This window comes from Methanolobus vulcani (assembly GCF_006546655.1).
Taxonomy (GTDB): Archaea; Halobacteriota; Methanosarcinia; order Methanosarcinales; family Methanosarcinaceae; genus Methanolobus; species Methanolobus vulcani_A.
Window position 1 is genome coordinate 13,410 of the sequence record NZ_VIAQ01000015.1, and the last position, 22,178, is coordinate 35,587.

Genomic DNA, 22,178 nt, shown 5'->3' on the forward strand with positions numbered 1-22,178 from the left:
CATGCAGATACCTATACTGAAATTGAAGAACATACTGTTGACTTCTATACAGAGCGACATGACCGATGATGATGCTCTTAAGTATCAATCAGATGTTGTATCTTACCTTGAAAAGAGTGATGCAAAAGGTCTGATTATAGATATAACTGCAATGGATATTGTTGATTCCTTTATGGCTCGTGTGATTAATGAGACTGCCAGAATGGCGCGTCTTATGGGTGCAAAGGTTGTTCTTTGTGGTATGCAGCCCATGGTTGCACTGACACTTGTAGAAATGGGACGTGAACTTATTGGTGTTGAAACAGCTCTGAATCTTGATAAAGGATTTGACAAACTTCTGGAAATGATTACAGAAGGAGTTGATGATCATTAGTGAGAAAAGCATAGAACTTCATATTGAAGATGATATTCTCATAGCCCGCAAGGTTGCCAGGCAGGAAATGGCCGATATTGGCTTTGGTTCTGCCGATCAGACTCGTATGGCTACAGCCATATCTGAATTGACAAGGAATGTTATTAAGTATGCAGGACATGGCGTGTGTCACATCATCACAGAATCTACTCCCTCGGAAATCGTCATAAAAGTTGAGATTGAGGATTATGGTCCGGGAATCGATGATATCAATAAGGCTATGGAAGATGGGTATACCACAGGCGGTGGTCTTGGTGCAGGTCTTCCCGGTGCAAAGCGTCTTGTCAATGATTTATCTATAGAATCACGTCCGGGATTGACTAAAATTAATTTGGAGATGACACGTCCGAATGTCTGAAATTAAAGATTGTTCATTTCCTGAAAATGGTCTGGAGGTAGTGGTGGAAATAAAGAACCTCGCACATGTTGCAAATGCACAGACGCAGGTTCTTTCGATAGCGAGAAAACTCTGTTTTTCTGAAATTGATGCGCATAAAGCAGCCACTTCTGCATCAGAACTTGCTTCAAACCTGGTGCACCACACATTAATTGGTGGTACCATAAGAATCCGTGAGCTCAGAAAAGAAGGATATGTGGGAATAGAGATTGTATCTAACGATTCAGGTCCGGGTATAATGGATGTTGAGCAGGTCTTACAGGATGGTTATTCAACAGGTCCGGGTCTTGGATCAGGATTACCTTCCATTAGAAGGATGATGGACGAACTTGAAATTTCAGTCATAGACAATACAAACACTTGTATTACTACCAGGTTGTGGTGTCCATGCGAGTAGCAACAGAATCCCGTTCATTTAACAACGACGTGCATTGTGGTGACCAGTGTGACTGGTGGGTAGAAGATGATTTAGTAACGTTGTGCATGATCGATGGTCTCGGTCATGGGTTACATGCTGAAGAGGCAGCAAAAGAAGCTCTTGATTATGTTTCCACTCATCTGGATGAATCTCTTGACAGATTATTCGCCGGGTGCGATAAGGCTATCAAACATACAAGAGGTGCGGCAATGAGCATTGCACGTATCGATCAGGGTAATTCCAGTCTTGAATATGCTGGTGTTGGTAATACCCGTTCGATGATGTATGGAGTAAAGTCCTCTCATCTGCCTTCAAGCTGGGGCATCGTAGGAGGTGGATACCGGCACCTGTATATTGAGAGAGCAGACCTTTCTCTTTACGATCTTGTAATCATGTGGACAGACGGTATACCTGAGCATATAAAGATTTCATCTTATGATATGTATCTGTTACAGGACGAGCAACAACTGGCAAAGAGGATACTCGAGGATTATGGACGTATGACGGACGATGCGACCATACTGGTATATGCAAAGGGGTGATGAAATATTCATAAAGCTGAATTCAATGATAGGTATTATGGTATCCTGAAGGGTTATGTTTCTACTCGTGAAGAAAAGTATCTCATGAGGTCAGAGGATCTTGGTTCTGAGTTGGTTAGATTCAATGTGCCCCCGGAAGATATTATTGAAATGCATGAGATTGCTGTAAAGAAGCTGGCAGCAGATCTACCTGCGAAAAATATGATGGAATCTGTAGGTTTCCTTTCAACTCCTCTTGTAGAAGTTATGATGGCTTATGGTCTTGCATTCAGACGATGGATAGAGGACCTTGAAAAAAGCAAGAAGGAACTTGAAGTTTATGCTCAGGAATTGCAACGCTCCAATGAGCTGAAAGAACTTTTTGCCGATATCATGCGCCACGACCTTTTAAATCCTGCCTCACTAATAAACGGATTTGTTTCTGTCCTGCTGGAAAAGGAGGAAGATGATAAGAAGAGATCCTACCTTTCAAAAATAGAACTAAGTAACCGGAACCTCATCTATATCATCGAAAAAGCAGCGGAATTTGCCAAATTGGATTCTGTTGAAGGACTTGATTTTTCAATTCATGACCTGGGCTTAATCCTTGGAAACATAGTTGATAGTTTCAGACCTCGATTTGAAGAGAATGAAATGACAGTAGGTATGCAAATAAATAGCTTTTATCCTTCAATGGCGAACACTGTTATTGATCAGGTCTTTATCAATCTTATTTCGAACGCTATAAAATACAGCCCAAAAGGAAGTCATGTGGAGATTAGCATATCTGATCTGGGCGAACAGTGGCAGGTCAATGTAAAAGATCAGGGAACCGGTATCCCTGAAGAAGACAGAGAATTGGTCTTCACTCGTTTTTCAAGACTTGATAAGGTTAAAAAAGGAAGTATTAAAGGAACAGGACTGGGTCTTGCAATAGTTCATAAGATCGTAACTCTTCATAATGGTGAGGTTGGTGTGGATAGCAATTATCCAGAAGATGGCAGCTCATTCTGGGTGCGCCTCAACAAGGCACATACGGATTAGTGCTCAGTCATATATTCTCATTTTTACCTTCTTTTTCGCATATTCATTCATTTTTGAATTGTAGCGGTATCATTCCAAAAGTAATATATGCTACACAGTCTATTGCACTACTGTGATTTTACATGGCAAAGATTGGATTCATTAAGCTAGGTAACTTAGGTATGAGCCAGGTCATCGACCTTGTACAGGATGAGATCGCAGCAAGAGAAGGTATCAGTGTTCGCGTTTTCGGTACAGGTCCTAAAATGGGTAAAGACGAAGCAGCAGCAACAGAAGAACTCAAAAAATTCGATGCTGACTTCTATGTTATGATTAGCCCTAACTCAAGCGCACCAGGCCCAACCGCAGCTCGTGAGATATACAAGGATGTTCCATGTGTAGTTATCTCAGACGGTCCAACAAAGAAGGACGATCGTGCAGCACTTCAGGAAGCTGGCTTTGGTTACATTATCATGACCGTTGACCCACTCATCGGTGCAAAGACAGAATTCCTTGACCCTGTAGAGATGGCATCATTCAACTCAGATGCAATGAAGGTACTTTCAACCTGCGGTGTTGTAAGACTTATTCAGGAAGAACTCGACAAGCTCGCTGCAATGGCAGACGAAGGCAAGGAACTCGAACTTCCACACATCCTCGCAAAGCCAGAGAAGTGCATCGAGAGAGCAGGATTTAACAACCCATACGCAAAGGCAAAGGCACTTGCAGCTCTCCACATGGCTGACTCAGTTGCAAAAATCAACTTCCCTGCATGCTTCATGATGAAGGAGATCGAGCAGGTTACACTCACAGCAGCAGCAGGTCACGAGATGATGCGCGCTGCAGCACAGCTGGCAATTGACGCAAGAGAGATTGAGAAGGCAAACGACAGTGTATTCAGGCAGCCACACGCAAAGAAGGGTTACCTGATGACCAAGACCGCTCTCTACGAGAAGCCACAGCAGTAATTTTAATTAAGTACCCTTGTGGTACTTTCTTTCTCTTTTTATGGATACTATTTCTGTAATATTGTTTGCCATAGTTTTGTTTGTGGTAATTGTTCTCTTCACAGCTTATTTTATGAAAAGTACATTGTACATGAATAAGCAGTCTAGCGTTGCAGAAGAGAAGTAAGAATCTGAAAATGATACAGATTCTGTTAAAAATGAGAATGGGAACTGATTCCCATTGAAATACTGAGTTTAATAAATTGATTTATGTAATTATTTTGGCTCTTCCTTAGCTCTTGGCATTGCTATGATCTCTCTTACCTGCATGCCGAAGAAATCAAAGGAATGTGCAGGTCTGACAACTACAGATACGTCTGCTCCCTGTCTTGTTCCGCCAATTGCTATTATTTCTGTGTCAAGTGATACTGGTATGTGACCTGAGTCCGCTGCCATCATTACACACTCAAGAGCAACCTTGAATCCTTTTCCAAATACAGCTCTTAATGTGTCGGATATGACATCAGCACGGCTGGCACCGCCAATGCGTTTCTGGATTGCACGCTCAACACCTGAGAACATGTGTGACTGTGTTGTCATTACAACACCAAGCTCGTTAAGTTTTGCAAGCTTGTCCTCATCGACTTCCCACTTTCCAGGTTCCTTGAGTCCGTATTGGTGTGTGATTGCTATTATCTTGACGTCCTGACCTTTGAATGCTTCTGCGGCAACAAGTGCTGTTTCCCCGCTTGTGCTTGCCAGCACAACGTATTTGATTCCAAGCTCTGCTGCTCTCTCTGCAGATAATTTCATAACCTCTTCGGTGTTTGCTTTTCCAACATCGTCAAAGTATGTGATTGTCTTTTCCATGTTATCGCCTTCGTGATTTTGTGATATAGAGTTGGATGATTTCTTGATTTTATGTCATAAGAATGTTTGTGGTGAGGCGTGGTTTTTCTGTGGGGATATCTATAGTGGTCAGTGGTTCAAATTTAGTTGTTTGAATGTTGGGTTTGGGGCAATAGTAATATAAAAAATGCAACGGATTTTCAATCATTGATGTCTTATTGTTAGAAAGCAAACAATTTTTGTACTTATTTATGTAATAATATATATTGCAACAATTAAAGTAGATTAGTTATTTGATGAAGGTCATAGACTGCCTAATAGTTTTGGTACATTATTCATCTTTAAGTACAATTATTTGTTTGCATACATGTTCTTTTTCCAGAGGGTATAGTGATGATTATGATGATGATATGACCCCTCGGAATACAAACTATATATAGAGCGGAGTATTAAAGGAAATTAGAAGGTGGTGCAAAAATGAAGAACGGACAAAAAATAATCCTTTGTGTAGGGATATTTTTTGCATATATTATTATGTTTGCAGGGACTGCTGCAGCAGATTACAATCCACTTATAATATCAAAGACTGATGGGTGCGATCAAATCGAGCAAGGCGAATCCCTTCTTTACGAGATTTCCTTTGAAAATCCCAATGGACAGGAAGTAAGTGATGTGATCATTACCGATACTCTTCCTGCTGGTGTGACATTTGTAGATGCCACTGCTGATGGTAAATGTTCAGATGGTGTTGTTACGTGGAATATAGGTACAATGTCTGCATCTGAATATGATACCGTTTCAGTAACCGTGCAGGTCGATTCTAATACAACTGGTAATCTGGTTAACACCGCAGAAATCGAATGCAATGAAAGTGAACAAATAAGCATATGTGAGGATGAGACGGAAGTAGTAATTGTATACCTTCCACTTATAATCTCAAAGACCGATGGATACGATCAAATCGAGCAAGGCGAATCTCTTACCTACGAAATAACCTTTGAAAACCCCAATGAGCAGGAAGTAAATGGTGTGACCATTACCGATGCACTTCCTAAAGGTGTGACCTTTGTAGATGCCACTGCTGATGGTAAATGTTCAGATGGTGTTGTTACTTGGAATAAAGGTTCAATGGCTGCATTTGAATGTGATGCCGTTTCAGTAACCGTGCAGGTTGATTCTAATACAATTGGTAATCTGGTTAACACTGCAGAAATTGAATGCAGTGAAATCGGACAAATAAGCAGATGTGAGGATGAGACGGAAGCAATTGCAATGGATTACATTATGGAAGCGATTGCAACTGACTATGTTGCGGAACCGCTGTCAGTAGCATATATTCCACTTGAGATATCAAAGACCGATGGACACGATAATGTTACTCAAGGCGAATATCTTATCTACGAAATAACCTTTGAAAATCCCAATGAACATGAAGTAAATGGTGTGATCATTACCGATACACTTCCCAAAGGTGTGACCTTTGTAGATGCAGATGAAGGTGAATATTCAGATGGTATTGTTACTTGGGATATAGGTACAATGTCTGCATCTGACTCTGGTTCCGTTTTTGTAACTGTGGTTGTGGATTCAGATCCAAATCGTGAGCTGGTTAACTTTGCAGAGATCAAATGCAATGAAATTAGAAAAATAAGCAGCTGTAAAGATAAGACGAAAGTACTTCCAGGAATTCCGGAATTTCCAACAATAGCAATTCCGATGGCTGCCATACTTGGTCTGGCATTCTTCTTCCAGCGTAGAAAGGATTAATAATTAGTTGATTGGAGGTTTAAATCCTCCTTCTATTTTTAATTTTTACTTCCATCATAAATCCTATTCACAAACGATGCTCTTATCTATAAGCTAATTCTTATATTAATCAGGGAGTTTAGTAAGTTGTATTTTAAAAGGTGATCGTTTGGCTGAAACAGATTATGACGACAACAACGTAAAGATCATAACTACAGAGATTCAGACTGAAAATCCAGTACTTATAGAAGGTTTTCCGGGTATAGGTTTAGTTGGTAACATTGCCAGTCAGCAGATAATAGATGAACTTAAGATGGAATATGTAGGTTCCATAGATTCCAGGCATTTTCCTCCAATAGCGGTTCTCTATGAAGGGCTGATCAACATGCCTGTCAGGATCTATGAAAGCACAGAGCATGGCATGGTAATGGTAGTCTCTGACATTCCTATCAATCCGGTAATTGCATACGATATAAGCAAAGCTCTTCTCTCATGGGCTAAGGCCATCAATGTAAAAGAGATTGTCTCTCTTGCAGGAATCGCAACCATGAGCGAGGAGAACAAAGTATTCGGTGCAGCCACTAACATGGACATGCTGGAGAGGATAAAGGACAAAGTAGAACTATTCCAGATGGGCACAATCTCAGGAATATCTGGCAGCATCATGGGTGAATGTCTTGTACGTGAGATCCCTGCCATAAGCCTTCTCGGTTCAACCATGAGCCAGAACCCTGATCCAAGGGCAGCAGCAGTAGTAATTGATGTCCTGAACTTATTATATGACTATAAGATCAACACAGAAAGTCTCATAGAACAGGCAGAGAAGATCGAAATAGAGATGCAAAGGCTTGCGGAAGACGTAAGGACAACCGAACAGCCCACAGCAGGTGGAAGGAAAGAGTTCCCAATGTACGGGTGATAGCATGGAATATATTGCTTTAACAGGAATATCTGAGCGTGTAATCTCAGAACTGAGGCAGAACAAGCTTCTGACCATCGAGATCAGAAGTCCTCACAACTTTCTGGCAGCACTGCGCATGAACGTAGGCGACATGTTGTTCCTGACCCATACATGCCCTGAGGACCTCACGGGCGGAAGCATGGGCATAGTCACCAAGCTGGTCAGGCATCAGGTTTCAACTCACCGGGTAATGCAGAGCAGTGAATCCTTTTACGAGGAGCGTGAAACCACAAGCCTAAGACTTCAGCTTGACCCAAAATGCATTGCACGTGTCAGGAGAGTCCTGAACAACACCATCGGCGAGGTCACAAAAGTAGATGCGGAAGAAATTCCACTCTACAATGCCAGATGATTATAATCAATGGAAACAATAGATCTAATACAATCGATATGATCAATCAAATGTTGCAGGGATATTTTTCAGTCCCTCTTCTATTTTTTCCAGCATGCTATATGCAATTCCAATCGGAACTTCCTCATTAGCATAGCCGCTGTGTTTTCTTGAACCCTTACACCCATAGGAAATACCAATCCCTTCCTTCAGTACCCTTGCAGTACAATCTCCGCATATGGATGCTGCACCAATTGACCTTGAAGTAATGCCCTCTCCAAAATGAAATGCATATGCCTGTATAATTTTCATGGCACTTTCAGGTTTCAGGTAAAGCAAAAGAACATCGAACTTACCGCTATTTTTCCCAAGAGGCTCGATTTTAATCGACCTATATTCCCTTTCGACTCTCGAAAGTGAATCAACCGCTTTCTGTGCAGTCTCCTCATCCTTATAACGATTGGACTTCAGGTAATAGTCCGCCGGACTGTTCTCACTCACGCCAAGTATGAATTTTCCAGGCCTACATCTCTGGTCTTCTATCTGGAATGATTCTCCTTCACGTGCCAGATGAACGAGTTCACAGTAAAGCTTCTCTGATGTCTCTCCTTCTTCATCACAAAGAGAGATGCACACAGGCTCCCCTTCGTCCATAAGCGCTTCAATATTCGGGTAGCTTTGATTATTTTGATTATTCGGATAATTTGAATCTCTGCATGGCTTCATAATCTCAATCCCTATCCTTCTGTTCCAGAATCTCTTTCTTAGCCTCTGCTGCGTACATATGTGCAAGCCTTGTTGGTTCGGGTAACTTATAGCCTTTCAGGCAGTGTTTCACGATCTCAAGCGAGCTATCAACAGATACTTTGTGTCCGGGTGCCACAATAATCGGATTGCTGCGCTTATTACTTTTCAGAAGCCAGCCAACCTGCTCACCTTCATATACAAGTTTCTGTGATTCTCCAACCTCGACAGGTGTTTCAGAATCGCCGCAAAGAATCTTCTTGGAAACACCAATAGTCGGTATATCCATAACTGCGCCAAAATAAGTAGCCATTCCTGCCTTTGTAGGATGGTTGATGCCACAGGAATCAAAAACTATAATGTCCGGCTTGTTCTCAAGTTCCATAAAAACAGATGCGATGGCTTTTCCTTCTCTGAAGTTCAGGTAAGTTGGGATATACGGAAAAGCAACCTTCTGCACAATGTATTTCTTTTCAATAACTTCAAGGGTATTATAGTCCAGAACAGGCATGGCACAGACGATCTTGTCATCAAAATATGCACAGTCCACGCCTGCTATCCTGTCTATTTTTCCAAAGCCATCTTCAAGACTTAGTTTCTCGATGGCTTTGTTTTGGAGGACCCTCAGTTCCTCCAGTGTGCGTGAAGAGGGGTCGAACCAGTAATCCAGTTCGCTATTATTCAATAGTTGCCCTCACAGTAGTGAACACAGGTCCACGGATGTCAATTTTCTTCTTCTTGCTTGTGATGAAGCGCTGTGCCAGTGGTTCAAGGCGGAAGTTAATCTCTGAAGGAACCTTCACGATTCTGACCCTTGTCTCAACTTCGCTCTCACCATTCTCTACGGCACTCTCAATATCCTTTGCTGCCTGGCAGGCAAAAGCATCAAGGAATCTGAGTCCGGTTCTTGCGGAGTGGTTTTCAAGTACCTTCTTCCATTTCTTGTTGTCAGGTACTCCAAGGATGTCGTTCTCATATGCAACGACCTCATTAAACACTGCAGGTCCACAGAGTTTAGTTTCCTCTTCCGGTTCGATAACTGAGACTTTCACAGTCTTTCCATTGATAGTTCCTTCCCATGCAGGGAATTCACATGGACTTGGAGTTGAACCATTTTCCTCACAGACAGTCACAATAGCCTTTACAATCTCCATGCCTTCTGCGGTTTCAGGAACATTTGCAACTTTGACATTCTTTGCAAGTTCATTATCGGTCATTTTCCACTCAGAATATTGTGTGATCTGCGGGTATGTAAGTGAACGGATATCAGTTGCATCGTGGAGTATCATAGCAAGCCTTTCCACACCAAGCCCGAGGTTCATCACCGGATATGGTATATTGTACTGTGAGAGGGCGATAGGTGAGTAAATACCGAAGGTTGCTATCTCTATCCACCCGTCGGAGTACTTTGTGTTAGAACCAACTAATTTTGGATGGTAAGCAAATACCTCTATCTGAGTGTCAGGTACGTAGTACTTGCTGCGCTTGTCGTCCGGCCTGAACATGAACTTCTCAAAACCGAACTGTGAAAGTAATCCCTGAGCCACTGCTTTTCCATGGTCGATTGTCACGTTCTCATCCATTATCACACAGGACGCAGAGTAGTATGTCATAAGACGTGCAGCATCCTCGTCCTGTTCTCTTCTGAAACAGCGATCAATTGAGAAGAAGTTAAAAGGTGGGTTCGCACGTTCGATCACAGATGAAAGACTGATAAACCATCCTGATGTCATGTGGCTTCTGAGAGTCTTCTTGGTTGCCTGTGGAATGAGTTCCTTAAATTCCGGGAAAACCTGGTCAATCATCTCAACAACGAGTGAGTCTGAGACATTGATACTGGCTGCAATCTCGGGTACAAGGTCATCTCCCTCAACGTCCCCCTTCTTGTATGCGTGAAGAACCTTCCTGATGGTCTCTATGGCTTCGTCATTCACACCACCTAATATCTCCTTAATCTCAGCAATACGCTCGTCTGAGATGCCTACATTTGGACGTGGGAGTCCTGCAAGGTAGAAGCACCTGTCAAGGACGGCCAGTGCTTCATGGCTGAACTGCTTGTGAACCTCTCTCTCATCAACAATGAGAGGGTTCATCATTTCCTCAAATCCCATTCTCATGTATGCATCACGAAGCTTTGAGATGGTGTCATAGACAGGGTGTGGCTTGCCGTATTTGATGGTCATGTGTGGGTACTGGTCATTCAGCGTTGACTCGCTGATGTAATCTTTACCCTTGTTCCATGCAGCATCAAAATCCTCACTTGCTGCTTTTTTAATATCATCAGGGTTGAATTTCATGTATATTCCTCGTAATATGTGTAAATATGTGATCTTTGTAATCTTGAAATTGAAATAAGCTGATCAATTCTGGCGGATCGACTAATTAATTCTATTCTCAAATTCCTTCATTGCCTTTTCCAGTTTTTGCTGTCGCATAGCATTTGTAAGGTCGCCTCTGGTCTTCTCTATAATTGATCTTGTAACATCGGTCTTATGCCGGAGGCCTTTGGTCATGGCATCAGGATAGTCAAACATCATAAGTCCGTTGTATATCTCTTCCATAAGGCCCAGATACTTTTCACCTTCTTCAGGTCTGTCCTTTCTTATCAGGTCAAGGATGTGCCGTCTGAGTTCTCCGCCAACATCTCCAAGTCCGTTAAGATACGCCACATTGCTGACATTGAGTTCCTGAGGTCCGGGCATCTCTTTGCCTTCACCGCTGAGTATGTTGTATATCACCAGACACTCTACAAATTCCTGCTGGGCGTGTTCCAGAAAGCCGGAATAATATATGTCTGGATGATCCGCAAGTAGTATGTTCATTTTTTCGACCATTTCCATGGCTTCGGATATCAGCGTATTTGCTTTGTCGAAATTCCTGTTATGTATGCTATACATTGCTGTCCTGCAGTTGCGCACAACGTCTCTGGAAATTGCCAGACTACTCTCTCTTGCCCTGTCTTTTTCCTCAAAGCTGTCTTTTATGCTGCAGGATATATTGTAGATCATTCCAATCCTTTAGTTCATTTACAGCTTGATATAAACAGTTTTTCAAAAGCGTGGATAAAAACAGTGATATTTTGTTGAAATTACAAAATATCCATACTTGGAAGTTAAAAATGTAAAAAAAGATTAAAAAGCGAACAATCAGATTGTTCGTTTTACTCGTCGACCGGAATGGTCTCGAGCTGGCTTGCAACATCCCATATAAGTGTTCTTGTATGAACAGGGATGTTAGGGTCGTTGCTGATATCCTCAAGAATGGATATGCTTGATGATGTCCTCAAAAAGAGTGGCTCATCCTTCTTACTTAATGTTTCCAGTATATCATTTGCAGAACGCCTGATGTTTCTTGGTACTGAATTATCATTCGCGATATATTCTAACTTCTGTTTGCATTCTTCAATGACTTGATCAAAATTTGACATATAGGATCACCTTGATAAGTTTGAAATCAAAATAGGTTGCTCAATTTATCCCTAAATCATTATATTCTATAAAAAGACTTTCATTGGTATATATGTTTTGAGAAAAAGGAGATAACATGTCAAACACTGATGATGAAAATATACAAAAAATATCCCGTATGCTTGAGATTGGCGGAACAATGCTTGCACAACATTGTGCTAACTGCGGAGCTCCTCTCTTCCGCTATCAAGGGAGGGTACTATGTCCGGTCTGTGATGATGTCCGGGACCCAAGAGCAAGTATGCAGCCACCATCTTCTCCCGCAGTTGCACCTGCACCAAAAACAGAAGTTTCTCCAGTAGAAAAAAAGGAAACTCCAGTTGCGGCAGTCACTCGAAGCACACCTTTAATCTCTCCGGATGAAGAAACAACTGTAAGCCAATCCTCTTCAGTTTCAGCATCGATTCCTGAATTGGAAACATTGCTTATCAGAAAAATGGTGTCACTTGCAAGCGCAATGCAGGACGAGACAGATGTAAGAAGATTATCTGATTATCTTGATATGATCGAGCGCTGCATGGATATCATGAATAAAATGAAGTGATTTGTGAGTTTAAAGTGGAATTATCCACTACTTTTTTTTATTTGCAGTCATCAACGTTTATACTCGCTGCCGATTATCTCTCTGATCTTGGCTGCGGTCTTGGGTCCGACATTGTTGACTTCAAGTAGTTCTTCATAACTGGCTTTCATCACATTTTCCACAGAACCGAAATGCTTCAGGAGATTTCTGGCTGCCTTTGGACCAATGTCAGAGATTGAAGACACAACATATTCCTGCTGTTGTGGTAACATGGCCGCCGCCTTCTTCCCGTGCATATTCACTTCCCGTTTCTCATCAACTTGCTCTCTCTTTGCAATCTGCTGCAAAAGGGCAGCAGTATCTTCCGGGTCGCGCGTATAGAATATTGAAACGCCAAAATCCAGTGATATTGATGAGAGTGTCCCATGTATTGCATTCGGATTTATTCCTCTGCAATTAAAGAGGCTTTCACCCTCAACAATGAGTATTGGCTTTTCATAAGCTCTTGAGAGATTGGCTATCTGCTCAAACAGTTTTTGTTCAATAAGCGAACCAACAAAATCCTGAGTATCTTTCCTTTCCACAGCAATCCGGTCACTCAGGATGTAATCCCCGACTTCCAGCGTCTTTACTATAATCTCAACACCATTTCTGTCAAGGGAGCGGGCAACAGAACTGCGAATCTCGCGCTGGTCTACAACAATTTTGATACTATCCTTGTTTTCTGGTTTAGCATCACCGTTGTCATCATATTCGAACAATGTTTTCTGGTCATTCCCATTAGCATCTGACATGAATTCTTCTTCAATTGAGTTGTTCTTCCTTGCTGGCATAGCTGCCTGAAGCTCTCTCATGTTACTCTGCATTTTCCTTTCTTTAGAAAGGCTGCTCCAGTAGTATCCTTCATCCCGCGTGCCTTTGGTGACAAGTACAACAACACGACCTTCATGCTTTCGGCCAGTTCGTCCTTTTCTCTGAATACTCCTTATCTCAGAGGGAATCGGTTCGTAAAACAGTACAAGGTCTGTAGATGGAATATCAAGACCTTCCTCTGCAACCGAGGTCGCCACAAGTACGTTGTAATCTCCGGCCTTGAACTGCTCGATAATCTCAACCTGTTGCTTCTGTGTCAGTCCTTTATCCTTGTATTTTGATGCCTGCCCCACAAACCTCACGGGTCTTATGCCTTCAACTTCGGCAAGTGCTTTTGTAAGCATCTCAGCAGTATCGCGGTAGTTGGCAAAAACAATTACTCTGGAATGCGGCTTATTTTCAAGTTCATCGAGAACTATCTTTTTTACATATTCCAGTTTAGGATGCTCAAGGTCACAGTCTCTCAGGCGGTGTACAACCTGTCTGATATATAGGTCTTCAGCCAGACGCTTTGAAGCCTTGCTTCCGCTTTTAGAACCGGCTTCGTTGTCCAGTCTTTCCATATACATGCGGAGTGCTTCAAGTCCCTGTGTTTCAGTAATTTCCACAGCATGACTTACTTTTAGTATCTCTGCAAGTAAGGATATGGCGCTGTAAACCGAAGTGTCAGGCATTCCTCCCCTGAGTTCTCCCTGAAGTTTTGCCTGCAATCCAAGAAGGTCTTTTTTAGAAACATATCTTTTGTTGTAAATGGGATAGCCAAATTCGGTGAGCTTCTTGTACCTGTCTTCAAGAACCTTGTTAAGCAGGTCTTTGATCTCTTTCATCTCGTCAGGAAGGTTGATGCGCTTCCATTCGATCTCTTTTTTATGAATGTAAGGTTTAACATCGCTGTCAGATTCAGTTTTAACAGCAACAGATTCGATGTGAAGTGACTCGCAAATCTCTGCTATTTTTTCATCCGAACTTCCGGGACTTGCAGTTATTCCTAAACAAAGAGGATTCTTTGCAGTTTCAAAATACTTCTCCGCAATGTAGGTATAAGCATAATTTCCAACTGCACGGTGTGACTCATCAAATGTAATGTGGGTGACATCTTCAAGGCTTATCCTTTTGGTCAGGATATCATTCTCAATAACCTGCGGTGTGGAAATAATCACTTTGCCTGTTTTCCAGAGTTCTGATCTTTTCTCAGGACTAACACTGCCTGTGAACGTAAGAACTTCTTCTTCCGGAATGTTCATCACATTTCTGAAAAAAGATGCATGCTGCTCTACAAGGGGTTTTGTAGGTGAGAGCACCATGACCTTTCCGCCCAATTTTTCAAGGCGGGAAGCCATAACAAGAAGACATACAACGGTTTTTCCAAGTCCTGTTGGTAGTACAACGAGCGTGGAAACATCAAGAGCTTTGCCTGTCAGGTCAAGCTGATATAGCCTCTGCTCTACAGTATCTGCTTTTATCAAAGGGTGCTTGATATATTCCGGCATGTTACCATACTTGCATGTTCGCCATTTTCTACATTAAGTGTCTGGCTTTGCAATATATACTCTCTTCAGACTTTTAAAGCTGAGCTAAGCATGGTGAAAGTATTGTTTAATTTCGGAAACGAAAAAATGAACTAAAAAGTAAAGTCACATTTAAAAATAAAAAGAGTTTAGAGTGCTTTCCCAGCACTCTCAAAATCCCTTGCCATGTAGATCATTTCATAAACAAGGTCTGCAATTCCGTCAATAGGTGCACGTACCTGCTTCATGCTGTCCCTGTCCCTGATTGTGACGGTGTTGTCTTCCAGTGTGTCATAGTCGATTGTGATAGAGTATGGTGTTCCAATCTCGTCGTTCCTTCTGTAACGTCTTCCGATGGTTCCAGAGTCATCGTAGGACACAAGCAGGCCTTTCTGCTTCAGCTGAGCTTCGATCTGCCTTGCAGGATTGATGAGTTCTTCCCTGGAAAGCAATGGAAGAATTGCGACCTGTACAGGAGCGACTTCCTTCTTGAATCTCAGGACAATCCTTGCTTCTGCTTCTTCGCCCTCAGCTTCCTCCTTGCCGCTGACCATTTCCTCTTCAAATGCATGTTCCATGGTTGAGTAGAATATCCTGTCAATACCGTAGGACGGCTCGATAACGTGAGGAATGACATTTTCTCCGCTTATTTTGACAGTTTCCTCTGCAAACTCTACAATATCTCTCTGTACGGTGACTTCTTCCCCGTCAACAGTAACTGTGATGTTCTCCTGTTCAAGCTCGGCCTGGCTGAGTGCTTTGAGTGCATCTGCAACTGCTTTTGCCTTACCCTTGAAGAGTGGTCCGAGTTTGCCCATGTTTGGTTTGACAACGAACTGGGTAACCATCTTAGGTTCACTGTATTCTCTGTAAATTGAGAGTTCGGTCTTGCTCACAGCAGCATGTGCCTTCAGGTCATAGTCTGTCCTGTCTGCAATTCCTACAACTTCGACCCAGTCGAACCTGTCAGTCTGAATCTCAGCATCCCAGCAGTCTATCGCATAGTGTGCCATCTCATCTTTCTGGTGCTGCCTGAATCTCAGCTTGTCTGCTGCAATTCCAATGCGCTGGAGGAAGTGATTTGTAAGTCCTATCTGGTAAGCGAGGAACTCGTGGGCAATTGTGCCTTTCTCAACGGCTTCACCAAGAGTCATTTTTTCGATAACGCCTTTATGCTGTGCTTCCTCAGAGTAAAGGTTGACAACTGTATCAGCAAACCTGCCGAAGTTAGCATGTTTCTTATCGTTAGGATCAATGAAAATCTCAGCTTCTGCCTGGGTGAACTCTCTGAGTCTGATGACACCCTGTCTTGGTGAGATCTCGTTACGATAGGATTTTCCAATTTGTGTGGCACCGAATGGGAGTTTTTCACGGTAGAACCTTGCAAGTCTTAAAAAGTCTACAAACATTCCCTGTGCAGTCTCAGGACGCATGTATCCCTGTCTTCCTGTCCCCGGGCCTATGGTTGTCTTGAACATAAGGTTAAACTCGTAGGCTTCCCCAAGTTCTCCTTCACATTCCGGACATCTTACATTGTTCTCTATAATTACTTTGTCCAGTTCTTTAACGCTGAGTGCATCAGCACAGTTCACCATCTTGTCCACAAGGTGATCTGCCCTGAAAGCTTCTCCACAGTTCTTACATTCACAGAGAGGATCTGAAAAACCGCCAACATGGCCCGAAGCAACAAATACATCTTCAATTCCAATTGTAGGTGCCTCAATTTCCATGAAGCCTTCCTGCACAACATAGGTCTCTCTCCAGATCTGTTCGATCCTGCGTTTCAGGGTGCTTCCAAGTGGTCCGTAATCGTAAAATCCGGCGGTACCTCCGTAAAGCTCAAAAGAGTTCCACAAAAATCCGCGACGTTTTGCCAGTTCAATTACTTGCTCATATTTATCCATGAATGATCCTCGATAATTTGGGTATATTTATGATTTTTATGAGTTCATCGATATGCCCATTACATTTAATGGTAACGAAAGCAATTTCAAAATCAGTATGTTCATAAAAGCTAAATTAATGTAGTAATATTACACTTTTACTCTCACAGATATTATATGTATGTTCATATATTGTATGATTGAGCAAGGTCGAATCTCAATCAAATCATATCATATCGTACCACCATCTAAATATGATTCAATTGGTCATTTCAACACTGGCCTTGCTTTTCCTATCCATTTTTTTGGCGTTAGTTTTTTTTTGGATATCGATGATATTTCTTGCAATTTATGTCCGTAATTATTATATATGTAACAGTATATTATATATTTGAGCAAGGTCGAATCTCAATCAAATCATATCATATCATATCGTACCACCATCTTAAATATGATTCAATTGTTCATTTCAACACTGGCCTTGCTCTTTCTATCCACTTTTTCTGATATTGTTTATCTCTTTAAATATGGTTTTGTTAAAAATATCAGGTATTTTTTTGTGAAAATATACTGTGTTGATTATTTTTCAATTACCTTCGGCTTAGTGTAAGGTTGTACGCATCCATAAAGAATGCATTTGTGAAAATTAAACAAAACCCCTTTGTTTCCACTGGAGTATATATTATATACTGTCGAAAATAAAAGTCAACTTAAAAATAAATATGAGTGCTCTTATTGTTTGAGCACTTCTTCCGGTGTCATTCCACCATGTACTATCTTGGAGATGTGTGACACCAGTTTTGTAGGATCATCTGACTGGAAGACATTTCTTCCAATTGCAACTCCTTTTCCTCCTGCCTGGAGTGAATCGTATACCATTTCCAGAAGCTGCTGTTCAGTGTCCATTCTTGGGCCGCCTGCAACAACAATAGGTACGGGACATCCACTGACAACTTCCTTGAATGTGTCAATATCGCCAGTGTAGTTTGTCTTGACGATGTCTGCTCCAAGTTCTGCTCCGATCCTTGCTGCATGCTTCACATACTCCACATCATGCTCGGAGGTTACCTTAGGTCCTCTTGGATACATCATAGCAAGAAGTGGCATTCCCCACTCGTCGCATTTGCGGGCAATGATTCCCATATCCTGAAGCATTTCTGCTTCATCATCAGCACCGACATTTACGTGAACTGATACCGCATCTGCACCGATTTTGATAGCTTCCTCGATTGTTGTGACAATGACCTTGTGGTTTGGGTCAGGTCCAAGTGAAGTTGAAGCTGAGAGGTGTATAATTAGTCCGATGTCTCTTCCATACCCGCGGTGTCCATGTTTAGGAAGGCCCATGTGGCCGAGAACTGCGTTTGCTCCGCCGTCTGCAACTTTGTTCACAGCAGCAGGCAGGTCAATGATCCCTTTTATAGGTCCGGCACCAACTCCATGGTCCATTGGAATGATGATTGCATTTTTTGTATTTCGATCGAAGATCCTTTCCATCCTGACAGATTTGCCTATTTCACTCATGCTTGCGTGATTGCTTTAATTATAGATAATCCTAACGTAGATTATGTTACTATGTCACAGATTCTCATGTTGGTATTTTCCGTTATACCCTTCTGTAAGCTCGCTGTGGAGGTCAAAGAATATTAGTTGCATAACACGTGCATTTCTTTTTAACCTGAAACCATGAGGGTTGTAGACCACCAGCATTGATTCACTTCTTCCTCTATATCCAGAATCCCATACGGCAGTTCCGATATTCGCTCCACACCTGAGTAAAGTTGATCTTGGTCTTGCAATAGCAGCCCGGTCAAGAGGAATATTAACAATCTCGTTGAATGTTATCTTGTAAACTCCGGGTTTCAGGTGTGCCCATCCGTTCTCATCATATTCTATCGATTCAGTGGCTGGTGTTTCTCTTTCACTATTATCAAAATCAACTGCACCGGAACTGGTGTATGTCTCAATATCTTTGAGGGTTAACTCAACACTGTTCGGTTGTAACTGTGTCTCCGCATCAATCATATTCTCAACAAGCGGTGTTTCGCTGTTTATCAAATCCTTTAGTTCATTTCTGGATAATAGAGTCATGGTTTTAGGTTTGCATTATACGATATATTGTTTATGACTATCATATACCAAAGTGTAAACGTAATTAATTCACAAAGAAAGCATTCGTAAACCAACTAGTTTATATCTATTAGTTGTTATTACTTGTATGGTGAGTTTGAGAATGTTTTCATGCTCCCACTTCCCTAATATTGGGGGTTGGATGTGGAGACTTATTTAGACTACATAAAAATAATTGACTATAAGGAGTGAATGATGTGAGTAGTACGGATTTAGTAAAGAACGGTAGCAGACCAGAAATGTTGTTCAAAATAAGTGTAAGTCCTGATGGAACGACTTACCAGAAAGAGATATCTCTTGTTTTCCCTAAGTATGTGAGCGCAGACCTTCCTCGCTATAAAGAGGATTACAATTCCTCAACCAGTGAAATGCGTGATGACTGCCAGTGGCATTTCCAGATGGATGATTGATTTTTAAATCCTTTCCTTTTTTTATTTACCGATATTTATTTGTCTAATTTATTGGTCTGAATTTTCTGGTTTGATCTATTTTTATCATACTCTTCATTTTTAAAATAATTTTGTTATAATCCCTACAGTTTCTATTTTTTTGTAATATCATGGTATACAAAATACTTTTATTTATTATGACTTGCAAATAATGGTTCGGAAGGGAAAATTCTTTTAAACATGTTTCTTGCAGATAGTTAATAGAACTATGTTTTGATATGGTGGGGTGGTACTATAGGGCGTACAAAATGCAATGATTTGCAGGAATGTGAAGATTTTCATTCCAATGATAATATTGATTCTTATAATGATTCTGTTGAAAATATAGAACAAGACCGCAATGCTTGCGTAGATGTTCGTTTGAGTACCACTGATCGATTTTTCATGGAGAAAGGTGATGTATATCGCTCACTTTTCAAGTATAACAAGGCTGTCACTCTGCTAATTAATCCTGAGAACTTTGAAATCATTGATGCAAATAATGCTGCATGCGAATACTATGGGTGGCCTTTTGAAGTTATCACATGTATGAAAATACATGATATCAATGTCCTGCCTCCTGAGAAAATATTGGAAGAGATGCAAAATGCAGTTACTGAAAAGAGGAACTATTTCCTTTTCAGGCACAGACTTGCAGATGGCCAGATTCGTGATGTGGAAGTATACAGCAGTCCTGTAATTGTAAATTCAAAGCAGCTTCTTTATTCGATTGTCCATGACATAACTGAGCGCAAGAAAGCTGAAGCTGAACTGAATAAAAGAAATATGCAGTTAAGAACTGCCCAAAAAATAGGGCATATCGGAAGCTGGGAGTTTAATCTGAATACAGGTAAGGTAGATTCTTCTGATGAGGCAAAAAGGATCTATGGATATGATCCTGATATAGCAATTTTACGAATTAAAGATGTACAAGCGGTAGTATTGCCAGAATATCGCCCAATGATGGATGATGTTATGAGGGGGTTGATACACAATGGTATTCCTTATGAAGTGCAGTTTAAAATTAGCAGGCAAAACGATGGTGCTATCAGGGATATTCATTCAATTGCTGAGTATGACGCAGAGAAGAATGCCATTATAGGTACAATTCAGGATATCACAGAACGTAAGAAAGTTGAAGATGCATTATTGCAAGCAAAAATTGTTGCAGAGGCGGCAAACCGCAGTAAGGATGAATTTTTGGCTACTATGAGCCATGAACTCAGAACTCCGCTTACATCTATAATTGGTTTTTCTGATATTCTTGAGGATGGAATGTTTGGTGAATTGAACGAAAAACAGAACCGTTATGTGGGTCATATTCTGGATGCTGGTAATCATTTATTAAAACTCATTAATGATGTCCTGGACCTTTCAAAAGTGGAAGCAGGAAAAATGGAGCTTGAACTTGAGTATTTTTCATTATCTATGGCAGTCGAAGAAGTAAAAATTCTAGTTACTCCAATGGCTATGGATAAGAGGATAAAGCTTGTCATTGATACTGATACGAATATTGGACAAATCAATGCAGACAGGACCAAGCTAAAGCAGGTTCTCTATAATCTTGCCAGCAATGCAATAAAGTTCACTCCGGAAAAAGGTACGGTTTCTATTATTTCCAGACAATCGGATAATATGCTTCATGTATGCGTAAAGGATACCGGAATTGGCATATCAGAAAAGGACCAGGCAAGACTTTTCCAGCCTTTCAGACAACTTAATTCATACATCACAAATGAGTATGCAGGTACTGGTCTTGGCCTTGCCCTTGTGAAGAAGTTCGTAGAAATACACAATGGTAAAGTGTGGGTGGACAGTACTATTGGCGAAGGTAGTGAGTTTTGTTTTTCGATACCTGTAACTAATAGTAACAAGTGATGTATAGTATCTTTTTAATAATTTCAAAATGGGCCCGGCGAAATTCGAATTCGCGACCTCTGCCGTGTGAAGGCAACGTCATGACCAGCTAGACCACGAGCCCTGATAAGAACAGAATTAATTACGTGTTTATGTCTATAAAACTGTCGTTGCCCGCGTTATCTGTCATTCTTCTTTCTTAAAAAGGCATAAGTTATTAAAGCCACTATGATTGCACCTGAAAAAACAGTTATTAATGCTGTGTTATTATCTGGCAGGAATTTGTATGCAATAATTGCCAGCAAGGTTCCAAGAGCTACAGCCACAGGCATCAGCAAAGAATTTTGCTTAAGTGTTTTCTCTTCAATCTCTATTTTTGCCATTTTCATATCCCGTAAGTTTTGCTATCTTTGGTAATATATATTTATTTGTATGTTCGTGATGGGTATATATACTTTATCCCTTTCTCAGTGATTTTTTAACTATTACGGCGTAATTATGGCTTAAAATGCTCAATACATGTATATTTTAATTCAATTTTACTGGAAAAACATCAGAGTTTCTGCTGTAAGGTAGGCCAATGCTGTATACCTTGCAGTTTTCCCTATGAACACATAGAAGGAAAATATCCTGAAATCAAGTTTCAAAATACCTCCTGTTGCCGTTATCGCATCACCTATAATTGGAATCCATGTAAAAAGCAACAAAAAAGACCCATATCTGGCAAACAATCTATCTGTTTTCTTCAGTTGTTCATCAGAAATTGAAAAATACTTTTCAATAACGTCCTGTCTGCCTTTGATCCCAATATAATATGTAGTGCATGCTCCCATGTAATTGCCAATAGAAGCAACCATTATTACAGGCAGAATAGAGAATCCCTTACTTATAAGCAGGACTACATAAGCTTCCGAACCGATGGGAAGGACAGTTGACGCAAGAAAACTTGCAATGAATAAACCGGCAAGGGCATGGTCTTCTACAAGTGTGGATAAAATCTCTATTATTTTCAGCTCCAATTATTAACTTTATTTATATGCTCATATAAAAAAAGCTAAGGATATTTATATATTAATAATACAATACTCTTAATTGTACTATTTGCTCACCAGTGTAAAAATCATCACATATAATCATAACTATATTTCACAGAATAGTCA

General features: G+C 41.0%; 24 protein-coding genes and 1 tRNA gene. 12 read left to right on the forward strand and 13 right to left on the reverse strand.

Features of this window, described 5'->3' with window-relative positions:
- The first annotated feature begins 1 nt into the window (after position 1).
- The 6 genes from FKV42_RS07395 to FKV42_RS07420 all read left to right on the forward strand — a co-directional run bounded on the left by FKV42_RS07395 (position 2) and on the right by FKV42_RS07420 (position 3,739).
- Positions 2-373 (forward strand): STAS domain-containing protein, encoded by a 372-nt coding sequence (locus tag FKV42_RS07395; protein ID WP_154809605.1) that lies wholly within the window; start codon positions 2-4, stop codon positions 371-373.
- Positions 363-770, forward strand: a complete 408-nt coding sequence (locus FKV42_RS07400) for an ATP-binding protein (protein ID WP_154809606.1) — start codon at positions 363-365, stop codon at positions 768-770. Before FKV42_RS07395 ends, FKV42_RS07400 begins: the two co-directional genes overlap by 11 nt.
- Positions 763-1,206, forward strand: coding sequence for an anti-sigma regulatory factor (locus tag FKV42_RS07405; RefSeq protein WP_154809607.1), 444 nt, complete (start codon positions 763-765; stop codon positions 1,204-1,206). Before FKV42_RS07400 ends, FKV42_RS07405 begins: the two co-directional genes overlap by 8 nt.
- Positions 1,197-1,769, forward strand: coding sequence for a SpoIIE family protein phosphatase (locus tag FKV42_RS07410; RefSeq protein ID WP_154809608.1), 573 nt, complete (start codon positions 1,197-1,199; stop codon positions 1,767-1,769). Before FKV42_RS07405 ends, FKV42_RS07410 begins: the two co-directional genes overlap by 10 nt.
- Before the next feature lie 42 nt (positions 1,770-1,811).
- Positions 1,812-2,792, forward strand: a complete 981-nt coding sequence (locus FKV42_RS07415; protein WP_268865979.1) for an ATP-binding protein — start codon at positions 1,812-1,814, stop codon at positions 2,790-2,792.
- Positions 2,793-2,914: 122 nt separating this feature from the next.
- The gene (locus tag FKV42_RS07420; protein WP_154809610.1) at positions 2,915-3,739 is read left to right on the forward strand and encodes a F420-dependent methylenetetrahydromethanopterin dehydrogenase; all 825 of its coding nucleotides are present in this window, start codon (positions 2,915-2,917) and stop codon (positions 3,737-3,739) included.
- A 255-nt stretch (positions 3,740-3,994) separates the two neighbouring features.
- Here FKV42_RS07420 and FKV42_RS07425 read toward each other — a convergent pair whose 3' ends face one another.
- Entirely contained in the window at positions 3,995-4,588 is a 594-nt protein-coding gene (locus FKV42_RS07425; RefSeq protein ID WP_154809611.1) for a pyruvate kinase alpha/beta domain-containing protein, read from the reverse strand.
- A 456-nt stretch (positions 4,589-5,044) separates the two neighbouring features.
- On the opposite strand from FKV42_RS07425, the gene FKV42_RS07430 reads away from it, so the two are divergent.
- The 3 genes from FKV42_RS07430 to FKV42_RS07440 all read left to right on the forward strand — a co-directional run bounded on the left by FKV42_RS07430 (position 5,045) and on the right by FKV42_RS07440 (position 7,626).
- On the forward strand, positions 5,045-6,334 hold the full coding sequence (locus FKV42_RS07430; protein WP_154809612.1) for a DUF7933 domain-containing protein: 1,290 nt from the start codon (positions 5,045-5,047) through the stop codon (positions 6,332-6,334).
- Positions 6,335-6,482: 148 nt separating this feature from the next.
- On the forward strand, positions 6,483-7,232 hold the full coding sequence (locus tag FKV42_RS07435; protein WP_154809613.1) for a proteasome assembly chaperone family protein: 750 nt from the start codon (positions 6,483-6,485) through the stop codon (positions 7,230-7,232).
- A 4-nt stretch (positions 7,233-7,236) separates the two neighbouring features.
- Positions 7,237-7,626 (forward strand): DUF473 domain-containing protein, encoded by a 390-nt coding sequence (locus tag FKV42_RS07440; RefSeq protein WP_154809614.1) that lies wholly within the window; start codon positions 7,237-7,239, stop codon positions 7,624-7,626.
- Between the two features lie 42 nt (positions 7,627-7,668).
- Here the strand turns inward: FKV42_RS07440 and FKV42_RS07445 are convergent, their stop codons facing one another.
- The 5 genes from FKV42_RS07445 to FKV42_RS07465 all read right to left on the reverse strand — a co-directional run bounded on the left by FKV42_RS07445 (position 7,669) and on the right by FKV42_RS07465 (position 11,776).
- Positions 7,669-8,259, reverse strand: a complete 591-nt coding sequence (locus FKV42_RS07445) for a DUF169 domain-containing protein (protein ID WP_154810154.1) — start codon at positions 8,257-8,259, stop codon at positions 7,669-7,671.
- Between the two features lie 76 nt (positions 8,260-8,335).
- The gene (locus FKV42_RS07450) at positions 8,336-9,034 is read right to left on the reverse strand and encodes an endonuclease V (RefSeq protein WP_154809615.1); all 699 of its coding nucleotides are present in this window, start codon (positions 9,032-9,034) and stop codon (positions 8,336-8,338) included.
- Complete coding sequence (sepS, locus tag FKV42_RS07455) at positions 9,027-10,646, reverse strand: O-phosphoserine--tRNA ligase (RefSeq protein ID WP_154809616.1); 1,620 nt, start codon at positions 10,644-10,646, stop codon at positions 9,027-9,029. The genes FKV42_RS07450 and sepS overlap by 8 nt, the downstream gene beginning before the upstream one ends.
- A gap of 81 nt (positions 10,647-10,727) precedes the next feature.
- Entirely contained in the window at positions 10,728-11,357 is a 630-nt protein-coding gene (locus FKV42_RS07460) for a translin family protein (RefSeq protein WP_154809617.1), read from the reverse strand.
- Positions 11,358-11,509: 152 nt separating this feature from the next.
- Positions 11,510-11,776: a UPF0147 family protein gene (locus tag FKV42_RS07465; RefSeq protein WP_023845491.1), complete on the reverse strand. Its 267-nt coding sequence runs from the start codon at positions 11,774-11,776 to the stop codon at positions 11,510-11,512.
- Between the two features lie 116 nt (positions 11,777-11,892).
- On the opposite strand from FKV42_RS07465, the gene FKV42_RS07470 reads away from it, so the two are divergent.
- A complete protein-coding gene (locus FKV42_RS07470; RefSeq protein ID WP_154809618.1) occupies positions 11,893-12,360 on the forward strand; it encodes an Sjogren's syndrome/scleroderma autoantigen 1 family protein in 468 nt (155 codons plus the stop codon).
- A 50-nt stretch (positions 12,361-12,410) separates the two neighbouring features.
- Here the strand turns inward: FKV42_RS07470 and FKV42_RS07475 are convergent, their stop codons facing one another.
- The 4 genes from FKV42_RS07475 to FKV42_RS07490 form a co-directional block, all read right to left on the reverse strand.
- The gene (locus FKV42_RS07475) at positions 12,411-14,702 is read right to left on the reverse strand and encodes a DEAD/DEAH box helicase (protein ID WP_154809619.1); all 2,292 of its coding nucleotides are present in this window, start codon (positions 14,700-14,702) and stop codon (positions 12,411-12,413) included.
- A gap of 167 nt (positions 14,703-14,869) precedes the next feature.
- A complete protein-coding gene (glyS, locus tag FKV42_RS07480; RefSeq protein WP_154809620.1) occupies positions 14,870-16,624 on the reverse strand; it encodes a glycine--tRNA ligase in 1,755 nt (584 codons plus the stop codon).
- A 711-nt stretch (positions 16,625-17,335) separates the two neighbouring features.
- Positions 17,336-18,127 (reverse strand): 2-amino-3,7-dideoxy-D-threo-hept-6-ulosonate synthase, encoded by a 792-nt coding sequence (locus FKV42_RS07485; RefSeq protein WP_154809621.1) that lies wholly within the window; start codon positions 18,125-18,127, stop codon positions 17,336-17,338.
- Positions 18,128-18,181: 54 nt separating this feature from the next.
- On the reverse strand, positions 18,182-18,694 hold the full coding sequence (locus FKV42_RS07490) for a deoxyuridine 5'-triphosphate nucleotidohydrolase (RefSeq protein ID WP_154809622.1): 513 nt from the start codon (positions 18,692-18,694) through the stop codon (positions 18,182-18,184).
- A 236-nt stretch (positions 18,695-18,930) separates the two neighbouring features.
- Here FKV42_RS07490 and FKV42_RS07495 point away from each other — a divergent pair, with 236 nt between their 5' ends.
- Both FKV42_RS07495 and FKV42_RS07500 read left to right on the forward strand, forming a co-directional pair.
- Entirely contained in the window at positions 18,931-19,143 is a 213-nt protein-coding gene (locus FKV42_RS07495) for a hypothetical protein (protein ID WP_154809623.1), read from the forward strand.
- A gap of 252 nt (positions 19,144-19,395) precedes the next feature.
- Complete coding sequence (locus FKV42_RS07500; RefSeq protein WP_154809624.1) at positions 19,396-21,039, forward strand: PAS domain-containing sensor histidine kinase; 1,644 nt, start codon at positions 19,396-19,398, stop codon at positions 21,037-21,039.
- Between the two features lie 29 nt (positions 21,040-21,068).
- On the opposite strand, the gene FKV42_RS07505 is transcribed toward FKV42_RS07500, so the two are convergent.
- The 3 genes from FKV42_RS07505 to FKV42_RS07515 all read right to left on the reverse strand — a co-directional run bounded on the left by FKV42_RS07505 (position 21,069) and on the right by FKV42_RS07515 (position 22,037).
- Positions 21,069-21,142: transfer RNA gene (locus tag FKV42_RS07505), tRNA-Val, on the reverse strand.
- 55 nt (positions 21,143-21,197) lie between these two features.
- Complete coding sequence (locus tag FKV42_RS07510; protein ID WP_154809625.1) at positions 21,198-21,407, reverse strand: hypothetical protein; 210 nt, start codon at positions 21,405-21,407, stop codon at positions 21,198-21,200.
- 150 nt (positions 21,408-21,557) lie between these two features.
- Positions 21,558-22,037, reverse strand: a complete 480-nt coding sequence (locus tag FKV42_RS07515; RefSeq protein ID WP_230375536.1) for a YqaA family protein — start codon at positions 22,035-22,037, stop codon at positions 21,558-21,560.
- Between the last annotated feature and the right edge of the window lie 141 nt (positions 22,038-22,178).

Excerpts from the sequence above, each read along its gene's own strand:
- FKV42_RS07395 (WP_154809605.1), top strand. The coding sequence starts at position 2 with ATGCAGATACCTATACTGAAATTGAAGAACATACTGTTGACTTCTATA.
- FKV42_RS07400 (WP_154809606.1), top strand. The coding sequence starts at position 363 with ATGATCATTAGTGAGAAAAGCATAGAACTTCATATTGAAGATGATATT.
- FKV42_RS07405 (WP_154809607.1), top strand. The coding sequence starts at position 763 with ATGTCTGAAATTAAAGATTGTTCATTTCCTGAAAATGGTCTGGAGGTA.
- FKV42_RS07410 (WP_154809608.1), top strand. The coding sequence starts at position 1,197 with ATGCGAGTAGCAACAGAATCCCGTTCATTTAACAACGACGTGCATTGT.
- FKV42_RS07420 (WP_154809610.1), top strand. The coding sequence starts at position 2,915 with ATGGCAAAGATTGGATTCATTAAGCTAGGTAACTTAGGTATGAGCCAG.
- FKV42_RS07425 (WP_154809611.1), bottom strand. The coding sequence starts at position 4,588 with ATGGAAAAGACAATCACATACTTTGACGATGTTGGAAAAGCAAACACC.
- FKV42_RS07430 (WP_154809612.1), top strand. The coding sequence starts at position 5,045 with ATGAAGAACGGACAAAAAATAATCCTTTGTGTAGGGATATTTTTTGCA.
- FKV42_RS07440 (WP_154809614.1), top strand. The coding sequence starts at position 7,237 with ATGGAATATATTGCTTTAACAGGAATATCTGAGCGTGTAATCTCAGAA.
- FKV42_RS07445 (WP_154810154.1), bottom strand. The coding sequence starts at position 8,259 with ATGGACGAAGGGGAGCCTGTGTGCATCTCTCTTTGTGATGAAGAAGGA.
- sepS (WP_154809616.1), bottom strand. The coding sequence starts at position 10,646 with ATGAAATTCAACCCTGATGATATTAAAAAAGCAGCAAGTGAGGATTTT.
- FKV42_RS07460 (WP_154809617.1), bottom strand. The coding sequence starts at position 11,357 with ATGATCTACAATATATCCTGCAGCATAAAAGACAGCTTTGAGGAAAAA.
- FKV42_RS07465 (WP_023845491.1), bottom strand. The coding sequence starts at position 11,776 with ATGTCAAATTTTGATCAAGTCATTGAAGAATGCAAACAGAAGTTAGAA.
- FKV42_RS07470 (WP_154809618.1), top strand. The coding sequence starts at position 11,893 with ATGTCAAACACTGATGATGAAAATATACAAAAAATATCCCGTATGCTT.
- FKV42_RS07475 (WP_154809619.1), bottom strand. The coding sequence starts at position 14,702 with ATGCCGGAATATATCAAGCACCCTTTGATAAAAGCAGATACTGTAGAG.
- glyS (WP_154809620.1), bottom strand. The coding sequence starts at position 16,624 with ATGGATAAATATGAGCAAGTAATTGAACTGGCAAAACGTCGCGGATTT.
- FKV42_RS07485 (WP_154809621.1), bottom strand. The coding sequence starts at position 18,127 with ATGAGTGAAATAGGCAAATCTGTCAGGATGGAAAGGATCTTCGATCGA.
- FKV42_RS07490 (WP_154809622.1), bottom strand. The coding sequence starts at position 18,694 with ATGACTCTATTATCCAGAAATGAACTAAAGGATTTGATAAACAGCGAA.
- FKV42_RS07510 (WP_154809625.1), bottom strand. The coding sequence starts at position 21,407 with ATGAAAATGGCAAAAATAGAGATTGAAGAGAAAACACTTAAGCAAAAT.